The organism is Catenulispora subtropica, from assembly GCF_039531675.1.
In the GTDB taxonomy this organism is placed as follows: Bacteria; Actinomycetota; Actinomycetes; order Streptomycetales; family Catenulisporaceae; genus Catenulispora; species Catenulispora subtropica.
Window position 1 is genome coordinate 1 of the sequence record NZ_BAAAQM010000031.1, and the last position, 21,022, is coordinate 21,022.

Sequence of the window (21,022 nt, forward strand, 5' to 3'; positions counted from 1 at the left end):
GCGGCGGCGGCCCGGGCCGGCGCGGCGGTGGCCGCGGCGGCCGGGGTGCCGGTGGCGCTGACCTTCGGCGGCGCGGGCGTCGCGTCGGTGACGATCCAGCCCGGCGCTGAAGTGTTCAGCGACCCGTTCCCGGTGTCGGCGCTCGGCGGTTCCGGCGACCTGGCGGTGAGCCTGTACCTGGCCTCCGGCGCGAGCGTCGCGGCCCAGGCGCCGCAGGCCGCGGCGGTCGGCTTCACGGCCGCCGGGAACCAGACGGCCGACACGGCGGGCGCCGGCTCAACGTGGACGGCGCTGGCGTCCAAGGGCTACTACCTCCTCAGCGGCGTGGACGTGACCAGCACGGACACCACGCAGGGCACCGTCGCGGTGCTCGGCGACCAGGGCTCCGCGGCGGCGCCCGGCGTCACCCCCTGGGCCGACGCCCTGCCGGGCGCGCTGGCGGCCGTGGGGGTCGCCTCGCCGGGCGGCGTCGTGAACCTGTCCGCCTCCGGGACCACGGCCGCGGGCGTGGCCAACTCCCTGGGCCAGCGGCTGGCCGGCTGGTGGCGCTTGTCCGACGGCACCGCCGGCGCGGACCTGGTCGGCGGCCACCCGCTGACGCTGTCCGGCGGCGCCGCGGCGAGCACCGACCACCCGTCGACGACCACCGGCTCGGTGCAGTTCAACGGGACGAGCTCGGTGGGGCTGACCTCCGGTCCGGTGCTCGACACGTCGCAGAGCTTCACGGTGTCGGCCTGGGCGAAGCTCAGCAGCCTGCCGGCGGACAACCGCGAGGTGGTGGCCGCGGAGGGGACGAACAACTCGTCCCTTATGCTGGGGTATCAGGGCTCGACCCAGTCCTGGTGGGTGTTCATGCCGTCCTCGGACACGAACAACCCCGGCGGCACGGTGATCAAGGCCAACCCGAACAGCGCGCAGGTCAACGTCTGGACCCACCTGACCGCGACCTACGACAGCATCAACCATGCGGTGAAGCTGTACGTCAACGGCACGCTCGTCGGCTCGGCCTCGAACACCACCGGGTTCAAGGCGTCCGGGTCGCTGGCCGTGGGCCGGTCGACGTGGAACACCTACCGCACCGACTACTGGCCCGGCGCGATCGCCGACGTGCAGGCGTTCCAGCAGTCGCTGCCGGCCGCCGACGTGGCGGTGCTGGCCAACGGCGGGGGCTCGGACCTGCAGGCCGGCAACCTGCTCAACGCCGGGGCCCTGGACGAGCCCAACCTGCGCACGGTCGTGCTCGCCCTCGGCGCGGGCGACCTCGCGCACGGCGACACGGCGTCCACGGTCGAGGCCAACCTGCGATCCCTGGCGACCGACATCAAGACCGGCCTGAAGATGTACAAGGGCCCGAACGGCGACTACCAGATCAACGTGGTGGTCGAAACGGTCCCGTCCCAGGGCTGGGCCGCCTCCGACCCGCGGGAGCAGGCGCGGCTGGCGCTCAACACCGACATCCTCAACGGAACCGTCGGCGACGGGGCCTCGGACGCTGCCACGGCGGCCGCGAGCACCGGTGGTGACGCGAACGCCGTGCAGGCGGCGATCGCTCAGCGCTTGGCGCAGGACGCGGCCGGGTTCGCGGTGACGTTGTGAGGTCGATCGCGGTGCGGCGGTAGCCGAGTAGTTCAGCATGCGTGGGAGGGGCCGACGTGAGTCGGCCCCTCCTCGCTCTTCCCGGCCGCCGAGGACTGGATCCCGACGAGATCTACGAGCACGGTCTGCACGCGCTCGTCGCGAGGATGCGGGTATCGCTGGAGGGCGCCGGAAGCAGCCTCCGGCGCGACCGCTTGACGGGGTTTCAGCTGCTCACGTGTTTCTCACGCGCATTCCACATGTTCGACAGCCCCTTGCTCGCACCCCGCCCACGTGTCAGGATCGCTGATTTGTGATCATCGACTCCACGGGGGCGCCCGCACCGACCGAACCGGCCGCCGAGGGCGGTTCCGGCCATCCGGCCCGCAAGGCCGGCGCGGCCGCGCTGATGCTCGGCGCGCTGGGCGTCGTGTTCGGCGACATCGGCACCAGCCCGCTCTACGCGATGCAGACCATCTTCACCAGCGACGGCGGACAGGTCGGCACGGCGCAGGACGCGGTGTACGGCGTGGTGTCGCTGGTGTTCTGGGCGATCACCCTGATCGTGTCGGTCAAGTACGTGAGCTTCATCCTGCGCGCCGACAACGACGGCGAGGGCGGCATCATGGCCCTGACAGCGCTGATCCAGAAACTGGACTTCCGCTCGGTGCGGACCAAGCTCGTGCTGGTCGCGCTCGGCATCCTCGGGGCGTCGCTGTTCTACGGCGACGGCATGATCACACCGGCCATCTCGGTGCTGTCGGCGGTCGAGGGTCTCAAAGTCTCAGCGCCGGGTCTGGGCGACTACGTCGTGCCGCTGACGGTGGCGATCGTGATCGGCCTGTTCGCCATCCAGAAGTTCGGCACGGCGCTGGTCGGCGGGCTGTTCGGACCGGTGATGACGGTCTGGTTCCTGATCATCGCGGTGACCGGCGGCGCCGAGGTCGCGGCCCACCCCGGCATCGTCAAGGCCCTGTCGCCGGTCTACGGGGCCAGGTTCCTGGTGGACCACGGAGTCGTGGCCTTCGTCGCGTTGGCGTCGGTGGTGCTGGCGGTGACCGGCGCGGAGGCGCTGTACGCGGACATGGGCCACTTCGGGCGCAAGCCGATCCACCGCGCGTGGTTCTTCCTGGTGTTCCCGGCGCTGACCCTGAACTACCTGGGACAGGGTTCGTTGATCCTGAGACGGCCGTCGACGGTCTCGAACCCGTTCTTCCTGCTGATGCCGGGCTGGGCGCAGCTGCCGATGGTGATCCTGGCCACCGTCGCGACCGTCATCGCGTCGCAGGCGGTGATATCCGGGGCGTTCAGCGTCACGCGGCAGGCGATGCAGCTCGGCTTCCTGCCCCACATGACGATCCGCCACACCTCGGAGCACGAGATCGGGCAGGTCTACGTGCCGGTCGTGAACTGGTTCCTGTGCTGCGCGGTCACGGTCCTGGTGATCGGGTTCGAGTCGTCCGCCTCGCTGGCCTCCGCCTACGGCGTCGCCGTGACGGCCACGTTCATGCTCAACACCGTCCTGTTCCTGGCGGTGGCACGGGTCCTGAAGGGCGCCGCACTGTGGAAGATCGCCCTGGGCGCGCTGGTGTTCCTGACGATGGAGACCGCGTTCTTCGCGGCGAACCTGACGAAGGTCGTCCACGGCGGCTGGCTGCCGCTGGCGGTCGCCACCCTGGTGTTCACCGTGTTGAGCACCTGGCGCCGGGGCCGGGCGATCGTGACGCCGAACCGGACCGCGCTGGAGGGGCCGCTGCGCGCGTTCGTGGACCAGGTGGACGCGATGCAGCCGCCGGTGCACCGAGTCGACGGCGTGGCGGTGTTCCTGAACGCGAACATCGAGACCACCCCGCTCGCCCTGCGCGCCAACGTCGAGCACAACCACACGCTGCACAAGACCGTGGTCATCCTGTCGCTGGTGGTGGAGAAGGTCCCGCACGTACCCGAGGCCGACCGGCTGGTGTTCGACGACCTGGGCCACCACGACGACGGCATCATCCACCTCACCGCCCGCCTCGGCTTCCAGGACGAGCCGGACGTGCCGCGCATCATGCGGCAGGCCACGGCGCACCCGGACGCCGGCGAGATCGCGGGAGTCGACGTGGATGCGGTGTCGTACTTCCTGTCCCGGATCTCGATCGTGCGCACCGGCGCCAAGGGCATGCAGCCGTGGCGCAAGCGGCTGTTCCTGGCGATCGCGCACAACGCGGCGAGCCCGGTGGACTACTTCCGGCTGCCGGCGGACCGGAGCGTGATCATGGGGGCGCACGTGCCGGTGTGAGGGCCGACGGCGGTCCGCGGTCCCTCCCTCCCGCTTTGAGCGGGCTTCGAGCAGTGCGTCGGTAGCGTTCGCGCCAGGACTTACCGGCACCATCGCCAGGGAGGGACCCACCGATGTCATCGATCCGCCGTATCCGCAGCGCCCGCAGCGCCCACCGCGCCCTCGGTTCAGCCGCCTGCGCCGTCGCGCTGATCGCCACCGCCGCGCCCACCCCGGCGCACGCGGCCCGGCACGCCGCCACCTCCGCCGGCGAGCAGCTGAACATGTCGCAACAGCTCGACGACCTGAGCTTCTACGGCAACATCGACACCGGCACCCTCGCCACCACCATCTCGGTCTCCGCGACCCTGCCCAGCTACGGCGGCTCGCGGTTCATCAGCCTGGGCTACACGTCCGGCAACGCCGGCAGCACCCTGACGTACTCGTTCAGCTCGACCGAGATCACCCCCATAACCGGCACGGTGAAGGTGTACATGAAGGGCACCAACCAGGTCTGGTTCGACGTCGACTACGTCGAGGGCGCCGACCACGAGAAGGCGTCGATCCTGGCGAAGGAGTTCTAGACACCCCGAATAGAGTCGCCTAGGTGACCACACCGAGGCTACGAGCCACCGACGCCAGCGGTAAGACGCTCGACGACCCGAGCCCCGACCAGGTCCACGACCTGTTCGCCGACCTCAACCTCCGCTGGCCTTTCGCCATCGTCGAGCGCCTCGACCGCGAACCCTCCGGCCAGCACTTCTTCCAGATCCACCTCGACTACCTCGACGACCCCGACCCCGCCACGGACTTCGAACCCGAGGTCGACTACGACGTCGAGTTCCGCGCCGGCGGCCCCACCCGCCACTATCACGCCCGCGTCAGCATCCGCGGCTTCGGCGGCCTGGACCGCGTCATGGAGGCGTACCGGGCCTGGAACGACGACGGTCCGGAGCTGATGACCGTGTTGCCGTGGGAGCTGCTGGCGTTCGACGACTGACAGCCCCGGACTCGGCAAAGAGGGTGCTGGTGTGCGCGGAGGTCTCCGCGCACACCAGCACCCTCACTCTCGCTGTCAGCCTCGCAGGCAAACCGACCCCGCTACTACCTCCGCGCGCGGTAACACCACACGGAGAGCCGCAACGGCGCCTCCTTGTCCTCCTGCTGAATCGTCACCATCAAGCCCCAAGGCTCCAACGGCCACACGGCCGCCCGCTCGAACTGTCCAGGAACAGGCACAGGCACCTCGGACGCACCGTACTCCGCCTCGAACGCCGCCGGCCCATACGCCCGACCGACCTCCGCGACCAGCTGACGGTAAGCCGCTTCGAAGCCCTCGTAGACCCCGGCCCGGTCCTCGCCGTCATCCGGCCAGTGGATCACGTCCTCCAGCTCGATGGCCTCTCCCTCGGGCCAGACACTCGTGAACGCGGTGCGGCCCTGCTTCGACCATTCGGTCCACCCGCCGGCCGCGTTCGCGCGGACGGTGGACCAACCCAGGTCCCGCAGGTGCTGGTCCGCTGTCCAGTCCACTCGGGACCGGTCTGCGGCCGTCACCGAACGCAGGACCGCGTCCATCGTCTCGATCATCTCGGTGTCCTCCGCCCGGCTAGCGCCACATGCCGTCGGCCGGGACGTGCCAGACCTGCAGGGTGCCGTTCTCGATGTTCTCCTCGAAGTACCACGTCAGCAGCTGCCTGATGTGGTCGGCTCCGGCTGGCGGTGTGCGGGGTTGAAGTTGGACGTCGGCCACTCGTCATCGTCGCCGCCGGTCCACTTCGCCTCTTGGATCCACGTGCCGGTGTCGCCGTCGACCTCCGTCACCTCGCCGTTGTAGTTCCACGTGACCTCGGTGTCGGTCCCGGTGGCGTACCGCTGGTACCGGAACGAGACCCGCTGCAGCTCCTTCTCCGTCAGCCGGCTGGACCGCAGGGCGACCGGCGGGCAGTTGTGCACCAGGACCGAGGCGTTCCCCGCGACCACGTAGAAGTCGTGGTCCCCGGGGACGCTGAGGTCCCACATGTCGCCGTCGGACACCGCCGGGGTCACGCCGCCCACGACCGTGACGACCGTCCCGTCGTCGGTGGTGAGCTCGTCGCCCTGAGGCAGGTCCGCCGCCCTGCTCGCCGCAGTTGACGCCCTGCGCGGCCAGTCCGCCGGCCAGCCCGGCGCCGACCGCGCACGCGGCCGCCGCGATGCCCGCGGTCGCGACGCCGGCCAGCGCGCACCCGCCGACCACGGCCAGCACGCCGGCGGCCCCGGCCACCCAGCTGAGCCAGTCGTGGCCGTTCATCTCGACGTTGCTGATCGGGTTGCCGCCGGCCGTGCAACGGCCCCACCAAGCACGCTTCCTAGGGCTACTACTCAGCAACCTCTATAGATCGGGGAGGTTGTCCCGAGGATCCGGCGCTCTCCGCTCCTCGAGCCAGAAGAGGTAGCCACGCAGATAACCCTCCAGCCCCTCATCGAGAAACCGTGAATACTCGGAATACGTTCCGTCGGTATCGCCGGAACGCACGATCCATTCGCTGACGCGGGCCCGCTCGCGCCACCACGCCCGGACAGTGTCCACCGTCCAATGCTGGTCTCCATCCGAGGCGTATCCGGACAGCGGATCACTGTAAGCCGCACCCAATACCAGGAGCGTCTCTCGCTCATTGCGAGGCTGCCGAAAGACGAATTCCTGATAGTCATCATCCAAGAGGATGTTATGCGGCGCCACCGTGGGACCCGTAGCACATGTATCAGTATTCGCCCCGTAGAACGGTCCCGGAACATTGAGCCAGTTCCTGTCTTCCCATCTACCTCGCAGATATTTATCGGGCGACGGAAGCCGGTAGCCTTGAAGATACTCTGCACCCGTCGAATCGGGAACCAGGGGGGTCGGGTCCCAATAGCCGTCGTCCTCAAGCATCACGTCATCATACCCGTCAGCATGAGACCTACCCGCCGAGCTTCTTCATGGCATCCTCCATGATGAACTGCCGCCACAAAGCCGTTTCGTTCTTGTTCAGGGAGTCCCGAGCGACAGCCATGTAGGCATCACGCCAGTCGCTGGCCATCTGGTAGGTAACCCCCATGGCCCGGTACCGCTCCGCGGTCAACCGGTTTCCCGTCTCATAGAAGTCCATGGCACCGAGGCGTCCACCCCTGTTCACCTCAGACGTCAAGCCGCTTCCCCAAATACTGTTCGCCCATTTCCCAAAGGACTGTGTGCCATCTGGAGAAACCATCGGCAGCGGCCGGCTTCCATCCTTGGTATACGCGGCGATCACTTCCTGGTCGTGGGCGGCCGCCTTGGCGACCTCCCAGTCGCTGCCGACCAGCCGCGCGGCATCGACGCCCGCCCTGCCGGCCTTGAGAGCGGTACCGCCGATGCTGGCATACATCGCGACATCCACTGGTAGCCAGAGACATCCCGACACCCGCCCATGGCCGAGACACCCGACGACGTCGTCATAGCCGGAGACCATCTTGACCATGTCCCACAAGCCAGGACCACCACCGCCTTCCCCCATGCAGCTGGCCGCCTTACCCCCTTCACCGACGTACATCATGTCGCAGAGGGACTGCATGGCGTAGTAACGACCCCATCCTCCATCTTTCTTGTCCGGGTCGTCCTCCGATGTCATGATCCATTCGAAGGCGTCACGCCAGGTGTACTGAGCCGACCCGCTGTATCCGTGGCTTCGCATGTTCGGCAAGGCCCACTTGAGCGTCTTCGGCTTCGACGGGTTGACGGGCTGATCGAGCGGATCCGGATCAGGAACGCAGCGCATTTCGCCGGTGCTGCTGTCGTGGTGGGAGCCCGCTGCGCAGGTGTGGGGGTCGAGGCCGGTGGGGTCGCTGGCGTTGATCGGGTCGTTTCCGGCGTAGGCGTAGCCGCCGATCTGCTGCGGATTGCCAGTCTGCAACACCGGGTCGGCAGACGTGAATCGGCCAAGGTTCGCGTCGTACTTCCGTGCCCCGACGTCCACCAAACCGGTCGACGCATCAGTGGTCTTGCCGAGGAACGTGTGATCGTCGGGCCACGTCGAGGGCGGTACCGGTGTGCCGCGGGTGTCGCCGAAGGGCTTGGTGTAGCGGCGGGCCTTGATCTGGCCGTTGGCGGCGTTGATGGTGGTGTTGCTGGTGCCCTGCGGGTTGGCGACCTCGTAGGTGAGGGTGCCGGTCTGGTCGCACACGATAGTCGGCGCGCCGTCGTAGGCGTAGTACCGCTGGGCGGTGACGGTGCCGGGGTCGTTGCTGCTGGTCGTGGTCAGGTGGATCTCGGTGGTGCCGAGGAACAGGGTGGTGGTGGTGCTGGTGCCCTGCGTGTCGCGGCGGATGAGTTGGTTGCCGTCGGCGTCGTAAACGTAGCTGGCGGTCGTTGTGGTGGTGCCGGTCGTGTAGCTGACCGTGTCCAGGCGGCCTTCGGGGTTCCAGGTCAGGGTCTGCCCGTGGTCGCCTCCTGGACGTCTGGTGGTGTTGCCGGCCCCGTCATAGCGGTAGGTCTTGACGTCGTTCACGGCGCCGCTGCGGGTTATCTGACTGGACAGGTGAGGGCCGGCGCCGGTGGTTCCAGGGCCGTTTGCCGGGTCCGCGCCGGCGGTGTTGGTGGTACCGGCAGCAGGATAGGTGGAGGTGGCGGTGACGTCGTTGGCGGTGGTGCCGGTGACGTCGTGGTCGACGATGGTGGAGCGGTTGCCGGTCAGGGCGCCGTTGCCCAATCCGGCGGTGTTGGTGTTGTCGTATGTATACGTCTGCCAGTACGGCGCCGGGCTGGTCTTGGCACCCGGTGCGGTGCTGCCGCTGATCTGCCCGGCCGCGGCACTGGCCGGTGTCGGGGGGTTGTTGGTGGTGGAGCTGGCGCAGGAGCCGACCGAACCCGGGCGCGGGCCGTTGTTGGGAATGGCCGGGTTGTTGGCGTCCACGCCGGTCGCGGCGGACGGGGTTTGGTCGCCGGTGTCGGTCCAGGCGTTGGTGAGGCGGCCGGCGTAGTCGTAGGTGTAGCACTGCACGTCGCGCATGAAGATGGGCTGGTAGCTGCCCAGCGCGTTGTAGTTCTGCAGGTCGGCGACCGAGGTGATCTGCCCGGCCGGGTTGTAGGTGAAGGTGGAGTAGTCGACGCTGTACGTGTTCAGCGCATTGCTGGTGCCGTTTTGCCCTGCGGCGGCGTCGATGAAGGTGTTGGTCAGCCGCCCGGTGCCCGGGTCGTACAGGTTCTGCTGCACCACCTGGAACGGATAGTCGCCCAACGTCCGCGAGGCGATCCGGCCGAGCTGGTCGTAGGTCGTGGCCACGACATAGTCGGCGTTGCCGCCAGTGGCCAGCAGCAGACCATTCGCATTGTAGGAGTTGTACACCGTCTCCAGCGGCATCCCGGACTTCGGCACCGCGGGCAGATCGGTGTGGTCCAGCAACCCGACGGTCGGGGTGTAGTAGTTGGTGGTCTGATAGGTGGTGGCCAGCGCACCGTTGCCGTCGGCATTCGGGATGCTCATCGACGCGCCCAGCACCCGGCCTGCCGGGTCGTAGCCGGTGACGGAGCTGGTGTAGGCGTTGGCGCCGTTGCCGGTGTACCGCGTGGAGGACGCCGGCAGACCCTTGAATCCCTTGTGGTCGTCCGAATTGGCCGGAACGGAGTCGTAGGCCCAGGTCGCCAGCTTCGCCGAATCCGCCGGCAGACCGACGGCGGTGTGCGGCGCGTTGTATTCGGCGGTTTTGCGGTTCAGCGCGTCGTAATAGAAGGACAGGATCTGCCCGCGCCCATCCTGGGTTTGGATCAACAGCCCGGCATCGTCGGTGAGGCTGGTGCTGGTACCGGTATCCGGGTCCTGCTTGGTGACGCTGCGGCCGAGCAGATCGTTGGAGGTCGTGATCCACTTGTTGGCGCCGGTGGCGTCGGTGACCGTGGTGACCGAACCGTTGGCCTGATAGGCGAAGTCGTACTTGGTGACATCGGCATCACCCAGGTTGCCGGTCGGGGTCGGCGGGTTGTTGTGGTACGTCCACAACTGGCTGGTCCGCCCGCGCGCATCGGTGAACGTCGAGGTGGCCCCCGTCGAGGTGGTGCCGTTGCCGGAGGGGTTGGTGACATCAGTGCGGTCAACGCCCGGGTAGGCAGTCGTGGTCACCGCGCCGGTGATCTGTGCGCCGTTGGTGTACTGCGTCACCGTCAATGGCCGCGACAGCCCGTCGTACGTCGTGACCTGCTGCGACGGCAGGGCGTCCCCGTAGGGCAGGAACGTGCCGGAGGGGTTGTGGTCCTTGTCCCAGTGCGCCGCGGCAGTACGCCACGGCTTGCCCAGGCTGTTGTACTCGACCTGCGTGGAAACCAGCCCCGGAGAGGCGTCGGCCGGGGTGGCCTGGGTCTCGATCTCCTCGCCGAAAGAGTCCAGGATCGCATCGGATTCGGCGTAGGTGCCGTCCTCACGAAGGGTACGCGTCTGCACCCAGGAGTTCGGAGCCGCAGTCCCCGACGACAGTCCGATCCCATACAGCCCATAGTCGTAGGCGATGTTGGGAGTCGTCGGGTTCGACGCCTTCGGGTGGTCGGGGTTCCACACGTTGCGGGTGCGGCCCAACCCGTCGTACTGCACATCGGTCTGCCGGCCGTTGACGTCGATCGCCGTCTCGGTCAGCTGACGTCCCCGGTCCACCACTACCGTGGAAGTCCAGAGGTTGGCGTTGGTGGTGGTGACCGACGTCGGCAGCATCCTATCGATCGGGTTGAACCCGGTGCTGGTGATGTGCTGGTTCGCGTCCTTGGTCGAGGTCAGACGACCGTAGCCGTCGTAACCCATGACCGCCGTGGTCACCGGGGTGCCGTTGAAACTCGGCAACGCCTGGGTGGACGTCACCGACCCGGCCACAACTTGTGGGAAGTCCTTTTCGTCATACAGCGTGCGCGACTGCGCCGTCACCGTGTCCGCGGTCTCAGAGTTGGTGGTGCAATGCCCACCGGACATGACCCGATACGTGATGCTCTCATTCGGGTAGGAAGTCCACTGCACCCCGTCAGGCAGGTTCGGGTTGTCGGCGTACCCGGTGAACGTGCACAACTCCTGCACGTTACCCAGCGGGTTCCCGGCCGCGTCGGTGTCACCCTTGTCATCGGTGGTCAACAGGTGACCGTTACCGCCGTAGTTCCCTCCGCCGGTGAAGTTCGGCAGCGAGTTGTCATACGCGTAGTCGGTTTCGGTACGACGCTCACCACCAGTGGACAGCGGCGCATACCCGATCTTCTTCACGATGTGCGAGAAGTGAGCCCGCTGATCCGGCAACGGACGCGTCCGGACGTGAGTAGCCGTCACCATCCCGTCATCGGTCGGGTCCTCCGGCACGCTGATCGTGTCCGACACCACAGTGTTGGAGGACTCGGAGGCGAAGACCTGCGTCTCCAGCGCCTGCCCGGCCAGCGCGTTGTCGTCCCGATACCCGAAACCGGTCGGGCAGTTCGCATTCGCCGGGGCCTGAGCATGCGAGTCGTTCACACACTTGGCCAGACTCGGATCCTGATCCATGCCCTGGAAGTACGTCGTGACGCTCTTGGCGTTCGACCCGTTGGGCTCACCAGAGCTGACCGTCTGCACCTGCCCGAACCCGCGGTACTGATCAACAGTGCGGTAGTCCGAATCGACCTGCTCGGAGTCGTTGGTGTGCCACGCCGGATTGCCCAGATACGTGTATGCCGAGGTGTGGGTCTTCGAGTAGCTGTAGGTAGTGTTGACCGAGGTGCCGTCCTTCACCGACACCGAAGTCACCACATACTTGAAGAACCAGTCGTTCTGCTTCGTACCGTTGGAATCCTTGTAGTACTCCGGATAGCACAGCGTGTGGTTGTCGATCGTCGCCGGCGGCGCCGTAGACCCACAACTGAGCGTCCCCGGCAGGCCGTAGGCAACCGTGGTGACCGCGCCGGTTTCGTCGGTGATCTGGTTCAGCCGGTACCGGGCGAACCCGGCGGTCGTCCACGGCGTCAACGCCGTATCCCGGTTCGGCAGGCCACTGTCATGACCGAGGTTCACCCGCGGCACGTTCAGCGAGGACACACCACCATCGGCATTGACCACGTAACCCCAGTGATCGATCGTGTCCAGCCACAACTGCGCCCGGTTCCCACTGGACCCGTCCGGCGGCGCCGGGAACGACTGACCGAACTGGTACCAGTCCACAGCACGGTAGTTCGTCGGCACCCACGTCGGCTGCGACGCCGTGGCGGCACCGTTGTTCACCGCGGTCTGGATCTCCGTCAGCCGCACCGTGGAGAAGTACGCCGGCGAACGCACCGAACAGGTCGTGGACCCGCTGTTGCAATGCTGGTCCCACGGCACATCAGTGAACGCACCCGCCGTGGTGTCGCTGATGCCGGTGGTCGCAACACCGTAGGCGTTCACCGACACCGGGCTCACCGGACACGCCGTGTTCGACGGCGAATACACACAACGCGGCACATAGTTGAACAGCACCGTCGCCGCCGGCAAAGCCCCGGTCGTGTTGTGATCGGCCAACAGACCGTTGGCCGTGGCCACATCCCCGGTGCGCCACCCGTAGTCGATCTCACGCAGGAACCCGCCGCCGGTGTACTCCGTCACCGGGGTCGCGGTCTTGTGCAGGTAGTAGTCCTCTTCCCGGGCGTAGGAGTACCGGGACACGTTGCCGTGCGGGTCGATGACGAAGTCCAGGTTCCACCGCCAACCCTGCCGACACGTATCAGGGTCCGCCGACGTCGGATCGTTGCAGGGAGTGTTGACCCCGGTGCCGAACACCGGTACCGACCACGTCGAGTAGGTCGGGTTGTCCGCTTTGCCGCTGGGGTCGCCGCCGTTGGCCACAGGCAGCCGGTTGGCCCCGTACAGGTAGACCGTGCCGTCGGTACCGGTCAGCTTCCAGTATGAACCGTTGACCGTGTTGTTCCCACCGTTCGCACCGGTCAGAAACTGCACCCGGGTGCCGTCATCGGTCGACAAACGCCACTTGGTGTTGTCCGCGTCATCGCGCACCAGCGCCCCAGCATGCGAACCACCGGAGATCGCCGCGTTCGGCGTACCCTGACACATGTCACCGGACGAGCCCCAATTGGTGGAATCCACCTTCGCACACGGCTTGTAGCTGGTCTCGATATACGACGCCGCCCCACCCAGGTCGAAACCCTCACCCATGACCGAGGTCTGCCCGTTCGACACCGTCGTGCGGCCGTCCACCGAACCCGAGTCGTAGGACAACGACACGTCCGGGCTCCCCCCGCCCAGCGACGGCGGCGTGGCGATCGGATACGACCACTCGAATGAGCCGGAGTTCCCTGACATCGACCACGAGTCACTGGCTTTCAACGAGGACGCGGCATACGTACCGTCCGTCCCCGACGCCGTCGACGTCGCCGCCAACACCATCGCACCAGAGCTCGCCGCCGTAGCCGACGCGGTCGCGGCCGAGGGCTGCGGATCGGCGTTCTTCCTGGCCTTCGGCAGCGTCACCGTGGCCGCCAGCTGCTGATGCCCGTGGTCGTTCACGAACTTCACCGGCGTCTGCACCCGGCACGACGCCACCGACGGCGTCGTCAACGCACACGCCGGCAACTGCACCAACGCCAAACGGTCGGAGAAGTTCCCACCGAACGCCTCAGACCACGCACTGTAGGAAACCGCAATATCAGCCGGACCCGACGCGGTAGAGGTCGCCGGCTGCGACACCGTCACGATCACCCCGGACACCCCGGCCGCGACAGCCGCCGCGTGCGGCGCCACCGTCACCTGCGCCGTGGACGGGCTCTGCGACGAAGGCTTCGAAGCCTTGACGTCACCCAGCCGACGCTCGGCCGGCGAGGCCGCGCCGACCAGCGAACCGGCCGCACCGACCGTCACCGCCGAGGCGGCCTGCATCGACCCGGAGGTCAGGGACCGGCTCTTCGGCCCGGCCGGACCGGCGGTGCTGGTCGCGGTCAGGTCTGCGTCGAACTGCTCCGCACCGGGCCAGGCCGGTGGCTGCGCCGTCTGCGACGGCTGCGCCTGCGCCTTCGCCGCAGCCTGCGCAGCGGTCGCCCCAGCCGGCGTGGAATCCAGACCCTTCACATCCCGCGGCTGCCACACCTTCTGCGGATGCGGCCGACCGCCGTGCTTCTCAGCAGACGCTGACGCCGACGACGCCCCAAGCGCCGTCTGCACCGGCGTCACCACACCGGCGGCCAGCGCCAGCGACACCGTCACCCCGGCCCAGCGCGCGCGACGGCGCCCGTTCCGCGAACGAAGCAACGAACCCTGAGAAACCATGCCCACCTCGACCCGCGACGTCACCAGAACACGCCGACACCGCGTCGGCGCAGCACAGCACAGGACAGCAAAAAGCCAGGTCACGGCAGGAAGAGACAAAGCCCTGTAACCCCCGACCCCGGTGGTCCAGACCTCCGTCCGGGCAACCGCCGCGCAAGCATGCACCACCGAAGCGATCTTCCGCAAGAGGTGATTTCGAACCCTGAGTCAGGAGGATGACGACCCATTGCCCTCGGGCCACCGGACCGCTAAATTCGCCAGGCCGTGCACGAGCAAGGCAAGAAAATTGCAAAACATCAGCGGGAGGGGCCCCGTGGGGGGTATGCCGTTCAGACGCGCGCGAAAACTGGCAACGATCAGCGCCGCGACAGGAATCTGCTTGGCCATGATGTCAGGGGCCTTCACAGCGACAGCGGCGGCGTCACCGCCGACCCCGGCAAGTCCAACCACACCGGCCACGCCGGCGAGTCCGACCAGTTCGCCGAGTCCGTCGGGCGGGGCGAACGCGAAAACTCCGGGAACCTCAAACCCGTTGAGCTCCCCCGGTTCGCCGACGTCCACGGCGACGGCGAGCAGCGGCCAGACCACCTCGTCGACGACGCCTGACCCGGCCAAACTGGCCGTCTCCAAGGCCATCGCCACCGCGCGCAAAACGCACAAGGAAGTGCCGATCCCGGAGGCGACCACGGCCTACGCCACGATGGTCGCCAACCCCGACGGCACCGTCAGCGCCAACAGCCACATCGCCCCGCAACGCGCCAAGGTCAACGGCGCATGGGCGCCCATCGACACCACCCTCGCCACCGGCGCGGACGGCAAACTGCACACCAAGGCCACCGTCACCGCGATCACCCTGTCCGGCGGCGGCACCACGCCACTGGCGGTGACCGACGACGGCGCCGGGCATGTGCTGACCCTCACCTGGCCCAAGCCGCTCCCGAAACCGGCCATCAGCGGCTCCACCGCCACCTACCCCGCCGTGCTGCCCGGAGTGGACCTGCAGGTCACCGCCTCCGCCACCGGCATCAGCCACCTGCTGGTCGTCCACGACGCCGCCGCGGCCGCCAACCCCGAACTGGCCACCATCACCGTCGGCGAAACCGGCACCGGACTGGCCATCTCGGCCACCCCCGACGGCGGCGTCCAGGCGCAGGCCGCCGACGGCAAGAAGATCCTCGCCGGCCAGGAACCCCACATGTGGGACTCCGCCGACGCCACCACGACACCGGCCCCCAAGACCGCGAAGACCGCGCCCACCGACGCCGGCGGCGACGGCGTGACCAAGCCGGCCGGGGCCAAAGCCCCGCACATCGCCGCCATGCCCGCCCAGGTGGCCGGCGGCACCATCACCCTCAAGCCCGACCAGAACGTGCTGCGCGGGGCACAGACCGTCTACCCGGTCTTCATCGACCCCGCCTGGGTTGAGAACGCCCAGAACTGGCTGGAACTGTCCTCCGGCAACAATCCGGTCTGGGACGGCCAGGCCCCCTACCCGTGGGCCGGCTACGACAACCGGGTCGTGCGCGTCGGCACCAGCGGCGGCTCCACCTTCCGCTCGCTGCTGGAGTTCAACGCCGACATCCTCACCCCCAACAACTACACCAACTTCCTCATCGTCTCCGACGCCTGGCTCTACCTGACCTTCCAAGGCAGCTGCGTCACCACCGACGTGTGGGCCACCAACAGCTTCGACTCCAGCGTCACCTGGGGCAACCAGGACAACCCCCGCGCCATCTGGTCCTCGGCCGCCGGCGCCCACGTCATCGGCACCAACAACTGCTCAGCCACCCCCTGGAACCCGTTCCCGATCCCCGACCTGGACCAAGTCCAGAAGGTCTTCGCCAAAAACGGCACCGGCCACACCTACAGCGTCGGGCTGCGCGCACACACCGAAAGCTCCAGCGGCGGCTACGGCGCCATCCAGGTCCAGGGCAACGGCGGCATCCCCTATGACGCCAACATCACCGTCAAGTTCGTCGCCGAACCCTGGTTCGAAGGATCCAGCATCGATGGTGTCGTCGCCCCCGTCGGCAACCACGGCACCAACACCAAGATCTGCGGCACCGACAGCAACAGCGCCGGCTACCTGCCGATGACCGCCGGCCGCGTCGGCTTCACCGCCAACGTCGCCGACTGGGACGCAGCCACCCTCGACTACTGGGTCGCTCTCAACGACTACAGCAGCTCCGGCGGCACCGGACAGGGCGGAAACGGCACCGTCACCACGACGCCCTATTCGACATCGCAACTGCCAGGCCACCCGAACACCGGAGGAGCCACCACACCGATCGGAGGCTCGTTCCCCTCCATCTCCCAACGCAACACCTCAGTCGGCACATCGAACGTCAACGCGATCTATGACGGCGACCTGTACGACATGTGGATCCAGGCCTGGGACACCAATACGGTCGTGGACAACGCCTTCAGCGCCGCCCGCAACGTCGAGGGCAACAACCTGGAATACCCCCACACCGAATGCTGGTTCCACGCCGCCCTGTCCGCCCCGGACCAGCCGGACTTCCCTGATGTCCCCGGCACCACCTTCCCCAAGGGCGGGTCGCACATCACCACCGACTACCCGGTCGTGGGTGACGGCGGCAACCTCGTGGTCCACTCCAAGGCTCAAAGCACCCCGATCGTCCGGTTCGACTGGGCCCTGAACACCTCCTCCACCAGCGCCGGCGCCAACAACTGCAACGGCGTCGTGAACGCCTCCTGCGGCAGCGTCCCGGTCGCCGCCTCCAAGGACACCAACGCCACCATCACCATCGGCGGCGGACCCGGCACCCACACCCTGGGCACCGGCGAACACTGGGGCAACAACTACATCTACGTCACCGCCGTCGACGCCGCCGGCAACGTCTCGGCCGCCGGCCGCTTCGACTTCTTCCTCGGCCAGGCCTTCCAGCCCGTCTCCTTCGGCAACGTCACCGGCGACGGCACCCCCAACCTGATGAAGGCCGACACCGCCGGCAACCTCGACATCTACCCGGCCAACCGGGACATGGACCCGGCCGCCGCCAACGCCGTCCAGGTCGCCCCCGCCGCAGCCGCACCCAACGGCACCTCCTGGGCCACCGCCAAATACACCCACCGCGGCGCCGAACGAGTCCAACCCACCGACGACATGTTCGCCTGGGACAAACTCAACGGCACCGGCCGCATGTACTACTACTTCAACTCACAAATCGCCTCAGCCAGCACACAACCCGGCTACATACCACCGCCGGTGCTGAACCAGTACACGCAGCAGCAGAAAGCCCTCGTCACCCGGCCCACCTGCACACCCTCGGCCCTCAACGGCTACTGCGTCGGCTACAACCCCACCTCCTGGAACGACGTCCTGCAGGTGCTCGCCGTCGGGCCGGTGCTGGGCGGCTGCGACATCAAGCACCCGACCATCGCCTGCAAGACCAACCTGATCACCATCGAGGGTGACGGCCGCGGCCCGTCCCGCATGTGGATGTTCTCCCCCGCCGGCGTCGGCCAGCTGCGCAACCCGGTGCTGCTGTCCACGTCGAACAGCGCCTGGGACTGGTCGACCGTCAAGTTCCTGATGGCCCCCGGCAACGCCGCCAACCACCCCGCCCCCGCTGGCGCACCAGCCGCCGGCGGCCTGCCCGACCTGTGGGCCGTCGACGCCGCCGGCACCCTGTGGCAGTTCACCAACCGCTCCGACGTCTCCGTCGCCGGCGCGGGCCTGGGCGACTTCACTGCCAGGACCCAGCTCGGCACCACCGGGCAGTTCCACAATTACGACTGGGTCAACACCGTCGGCGACCTCGACGGCGACGGCAAAGCCGACCTGTGGGTGATCAACGGCGGCCGCATGGACGTCCTGTTCGGACCGATCGGCACCAACATCACCGACCAGAACACCGACCCGATGCACGGCGGCGGCACCAAGCCCACCCAGGGCCAGTCCACCGCCACCACACCGAACTGGAACAACGGCGCCACCACCTTCCAGAGCAGCACCATCGGCGCCGGCCTGGCCGGACAGATCGTCCTGCCCGCGATCGTCGCCGGCCCCAGCGGTCAGAAGTGCCTGGACGACCTCAACGGCAGCCTCGCCAACAGCACCACCGTCATCGACCTCTACGACTGCAACGGCACCACCCCGCAGCAGTGGTCCTTCGCGGCCGACGGCAGCATCCGCTACCTGGGCTCCGCTCAGGGCGCACCGAAGTGCCTGGACGGCGGCGGCAGCTTCGTCCAAGGACAGCACGTCACCCTGTTCGACTGCCAGCCCGGCAACCGCAACCAGATCTGGCGCACGATCCCCTCCCCCGCGAGCCCGGGTGCTTACTGGATCTACAACCCGGCGGGCGGGATGTGCCTGGACGACAGCGGCGGGTCGATCAACAACCAGAACCCCTTCCAGCTCTGGCCGTGCATCGACAGCGTGGCACAACGCTTCACGCTGCCGTCCGGACCGAACACCCAGCAGCAGGTCGAAGCGGAGTCGCTGTGGGCCAGCCAAAGCGGCGCCTCACCGACACCGCAGGGCAACTGCTGCGGCATCAGCCTCTCCAACGGTCTCCAGTCCTACTTCCCGGCAAGCACGGCCAACTCCTACATCACCTACAGGTGGTACGTGCCGCAGGACGGGACGTACACGGTCGCGCCCGCTCTGACCAAGACGAACGACCGCGGACAGTACACGCTGTCGATCGACGGCGGCGCACCGCTGCCCGCGACCTTCGACGGGTACCAGGCGAACGGCGTGTCCTTGGCACCGTTCGTGTTCGGCAAGGCGACGCTGAGCGCGGGCGAACACACGTTCACGTTCACGGCGACCGGGACCAACCCGGCCAGCGTCGGGAACCGGTACGTGCTCGGCCTCGACACCATCACGCTGCAGCCGACCACATCGCTGTTGCCGAACGTGTCGCTCGCGGGTTCCGCGAGCGGTCTGGTGGGGCTGCCGGTGACGCTGGACGCCAGCGGCACCACACCGGGGGCGGCGACCATCACCGGATACACGTTCGACTTCGGTGACGGGACGGTCGTCGGGCCGCAGACGAGCGCGACGGCCACGCACACGTACAGCGCCGCGGGGACGTACACGGCTACGGTGACCGCCAACGACGGTTCGCCGACGCCTGCGACGACCGCCGAGGCGATGACGGTGACCGCCGGTCCGTCGAGCATGTGGAAGCTGAACGACGGCTCCGGGACGACCGCGGCCGACACCGGAAGCTCGGCGGCGTTCCCGGCGACCACGTCCGGGGGCGCGAGCCTGGTGCCGGGCGGCTACGGATTGTTCGACGGGTCCACCGGCTACGCCGCCACCAGTGCGCCGGCGATCGACACCACCAAGTCGTTCACCGTCGCGGCCTGGGTGAAGCTGACCAACACCAACGGCTACCAGACTGTCCTGACTCAGCAGGGCAGCAAGGTCGGCGGGTTCCACCTGGAGTTCGAGAACAACGGCTCCAACGGCAACATCTGGGCGTTCGCGCGGGCCACCAGCGACAACCCCGGCCCGGCCTTCGTCCGGGCCAACTCCACGGGCGGAGTACAGGTCGGAGTGTGGACCCACCTGATCGCCAGCTGGGACGCCTCCACCGGGTTGATGAGCCTGTATGTGAACGGGCAACAGGTCGCCACCGCCATCGACAACACCCCGATCGCCTCGAACGGGCCGTTCGTCATCGGCTGCGGCTTCTACAACAGCACCGGCAACAACTACACCAGCGGCGGCATCGCCGACGTCCGCGCCTACCAGCAGCCCTTCGGAGCCGACCTGGCGTCCTGGCTGTACCAGAACACCGGGTTCGCCCGAAACAGCAGTCTGGTCTACACCCTGGGCACACCGACCACCCTGGTCAGCGGTGACGGGGTCACCAACCCGGCGTGCTCGACCGACCCCGCGCACCCGGCGGTGTCGACCAGCCTCACTCCGTCGCTGAAGGCCAATGTCAGCGGCACGAATGTGCACGCCGACTTCGAGATCCAGGACGTCACCGCGCCGGGGTCCACCCCACCGCTGCTCTACACCAGCAGCGGCGCGGCCGGCACCGTGGCCAGCACCTCAGTGCCGACCGCCACACCGTCCCTGGCCAACGGCCACACCTATCGGTGGAACGCCCGCGCCGACGACGGAAACGGATCGATCTCGAAGAACCACACACCCTGCTACCTGCAGATCCTGTCCGGCACCCAGACCCCGGTGCCGGCGACCGGCGAAGCCGACGTGTTGTTCGACAACACCGTCTACACCGCCAGCAACCCGCAGTCCTGGTCCGGACCCCTGACCACCCTGAAGTGGCAGACCGACGGCAACCTGGTGCTGTACAAGAAGAACGGCCAGCCCATCTGGAGCTCCAACAGCGCCGGCTACACCGGAGCAGTCCTGGCCTTCCAGAACAACGGCGACATGGTCGTGTACAACACGATGCCGTTGAACACCGACAGCGGCACCCTGGCCGGAGCCGTCCTGTGGAGCAGCGGCACCGCCGGCAAGGGCACCGTGCACATGGTGGTGCAGAAGGACGGCAACGTCGTCATCTACTCGGGCAGCGGAGCGCTGTTCGGGATGGGCGGCGACGTGTGGAACCTCCAGAACGTAGCTGTCGGACGCTGCCTGGACAGCAACACCCAGGGCCAGCTGTACAGCAACCCGTGCGCCAGCCTCTCCAACGGCTACCAGCGCTGGCTGATCACGACCAACAGCAACGGGTCGCTGACCTTCCAGGACGTCGCCACGGGCCTGTGCCTGGACGGGGACGGCACCAGCGTCTACACCCACCCCTGCACAGCCGGGAACGGTTACCAGCAGTGGCTGCCGACCTGGGGCGGTTCCGGCTGGATCCTCAAGCACGTGGCGTCCGGCAAGGTCCTGGACATGCAGACCGACGGCACCCCGTACTTCAATGCCCAGAACGGAGGCAACTACCAGCAGTGGGACTAGCGGCGGCTGACGTCGCCAGAT

At 67.8% G+C, this 21,022-nt stretch carries 10 protein-coding genes; 6 read left to right on the plus strand and 4 right to left on the minus strand.

Annotated elements, in window-relative coordinates; translation table 11 throughout:
* From ABD466_RS25145 to ABD466_RS25160, 4 genes are all read left to right on the plus strand, one after another.
* Window positions 1-1,596, plus strand: a 1,596-nt coding sequence (locus ABD466_RS25145) for a LamG domain-containing protein (RefSeq protein ID WP_344659626.1), incomplete at its 5' end; no start/stop codon positions are given.
* Window positions 1,597-1,888: 292 nt separating this feature from the next.
* Window positions 1,889-3,856: a potassium transporter Kup gene (locus ABD466_RS25150; protein ID WP_344659627.1), complete on the plus strand. Its 1,968-nt coding sequence runs from the start codon at window positions 1,889-1,891 to the stop codon at window positions 3,854-3,856.
* Window positions 3,857-3,969: 113 nt separating this feature from the next.
* Window positions 3,970-4,419 carry a hypothetical protein gene (locus tag ABD466_RS25155; protein ID WP_344659628.1) on the plus strand — a complete coding sequence of 150 codons (450 nt, stop codon included), beginning with the start codon at window positions 3,970-3,972 and terminating at the stop codon, window positions 4,417-4,419.
* A gap of 23 nt (window positions 4,420-4,442) precedes the next feature.
* Window positions 4,443-4,835 carry a hypothetical protein gene (locus tag ABD466_RS25160; RefSeq protein WP_344659629.1) on the plus strand — a complete coding sequence of 131 codons (393 nt, stop codon included), beginning with the start codon at window positions 4,443-4,445 and terminating at the stop codon, window positions 4,833-4,835.
* A gap of 104 nt (window positions 4,836-4,939) precedes the next feature.
* Here ABD466_RS25160 and ABD466_RS25165 read toward each other — a convergent pair whose 3' ends face one another.
* The 4 genes from ABD466_RS25165 to ABD466_RS25180 form a co-directional block, all read right to left on the minus strand.
* Window positions 4,940-5,425, minus strand: coding sequence for a hypothetical protein (locus tag ABD466_RS25165; RefSeq protein ID WP_344659630.1), 486 nt, complete (start codon window positions 5,423-5,425; stop codon window positions 4,940-4,942).
* Between the two features lie 96 nt (window positions 5,426-5,521).
* Complete coding sequence (locus tag ABD466_RS25170; protein ID WP_344659631.1) at window positions 5,522-5,893, minus strand: hypothetical protein; 372 nt, start codon at window positions 5,891-5,893, stop codon at window positions 5,522-5,524.
* 316 nt (window positions 5,894-6,209) lie between these two features.
* Window positions 6,210-6,749, minus strand: a complete 540-nt coding sequence (locus ABD466_RS25175) for a ferredoxin (protein WP_344659632.1) — start codon at window positions 6,747-6,749, stop codon at window positions 6,210-6,212.
* 28 nt (window positions 6,750-6,777) lie between these two features.
* Complete coding sequence (locus ABD466_RS25180; RefSeq protein WP_344659633.1) at window positions 6,778-14,085, minus strand: RHS repeat-associated core domain-containing protein; 7,308 nt, start codon at window positions 14,083-14,085, stop codon at window positions 6,778-6,780.
* Window positions 14,086-14,349: 264 nt separating this feature from the next.
* On the opposite strand from ABD466_RS25180, the gene ABD466_RS25185 reads away from it, so the two are divergent.
* Window positions 14,350-14,691: a hypothetical protein gene (locus ABD466_RS25185; RefSeq protein WP_344659634.1), complete on the plus strand. Its 342-nt coding sequence runs from the start codon at window positions 14,350-14,352 to the stop codon at window positions 14,689-14,691.
* On the plus strand, window positions 14,618-21,001 hold the full coding sequence (locus tag ABD466_RS25190; RefSeq protein ID WP_344659635.1) for a ricin-type beta-trefoil lectin domain protein: 6,384 nt from the start codon (window positions 14,618-14,620) through the stop codon (window positions 20,999-21,001). The genes ABD466_RS25185 and ABD466_RS25190 overlap by 74 nt, the downstream gene beginning before the upstream one ends.
* Window positions 21,002-21,022: the final 21 nt, after the last annotated feature.

Coding starts and splice junctions, on each gene's coding strand:
- ABD466_RS25155 (WP_344659628.1), top strand. CDS start 3,970: ATGTCATCGATCCGCCGTATCCGCAGCGCCCGCAGCGCCCACCGCGCC.
- ABD466_RS25165 (WP_344659630.1), bottom strand. CDS start 5,425: ATGATCGAGACGATGGACGCGGTCCTGCGTTCGGTGACGGCCGCAGAC.
- ABD466_RS25175 (WP_344659632.1), bottom strand. CDS start 6,749: ATGCTTGAGGACGACGGCTATTGGGACCCGACCCCCCTGGTTCCCGAT.
- ABD466_RS25180 (WP_344659633.1), bottom strand. CDS start 14,085: ATGGTTTCTCAGGGTTCGTTGCTTCGTTCGCGGAACGGGCGCCGTCGC.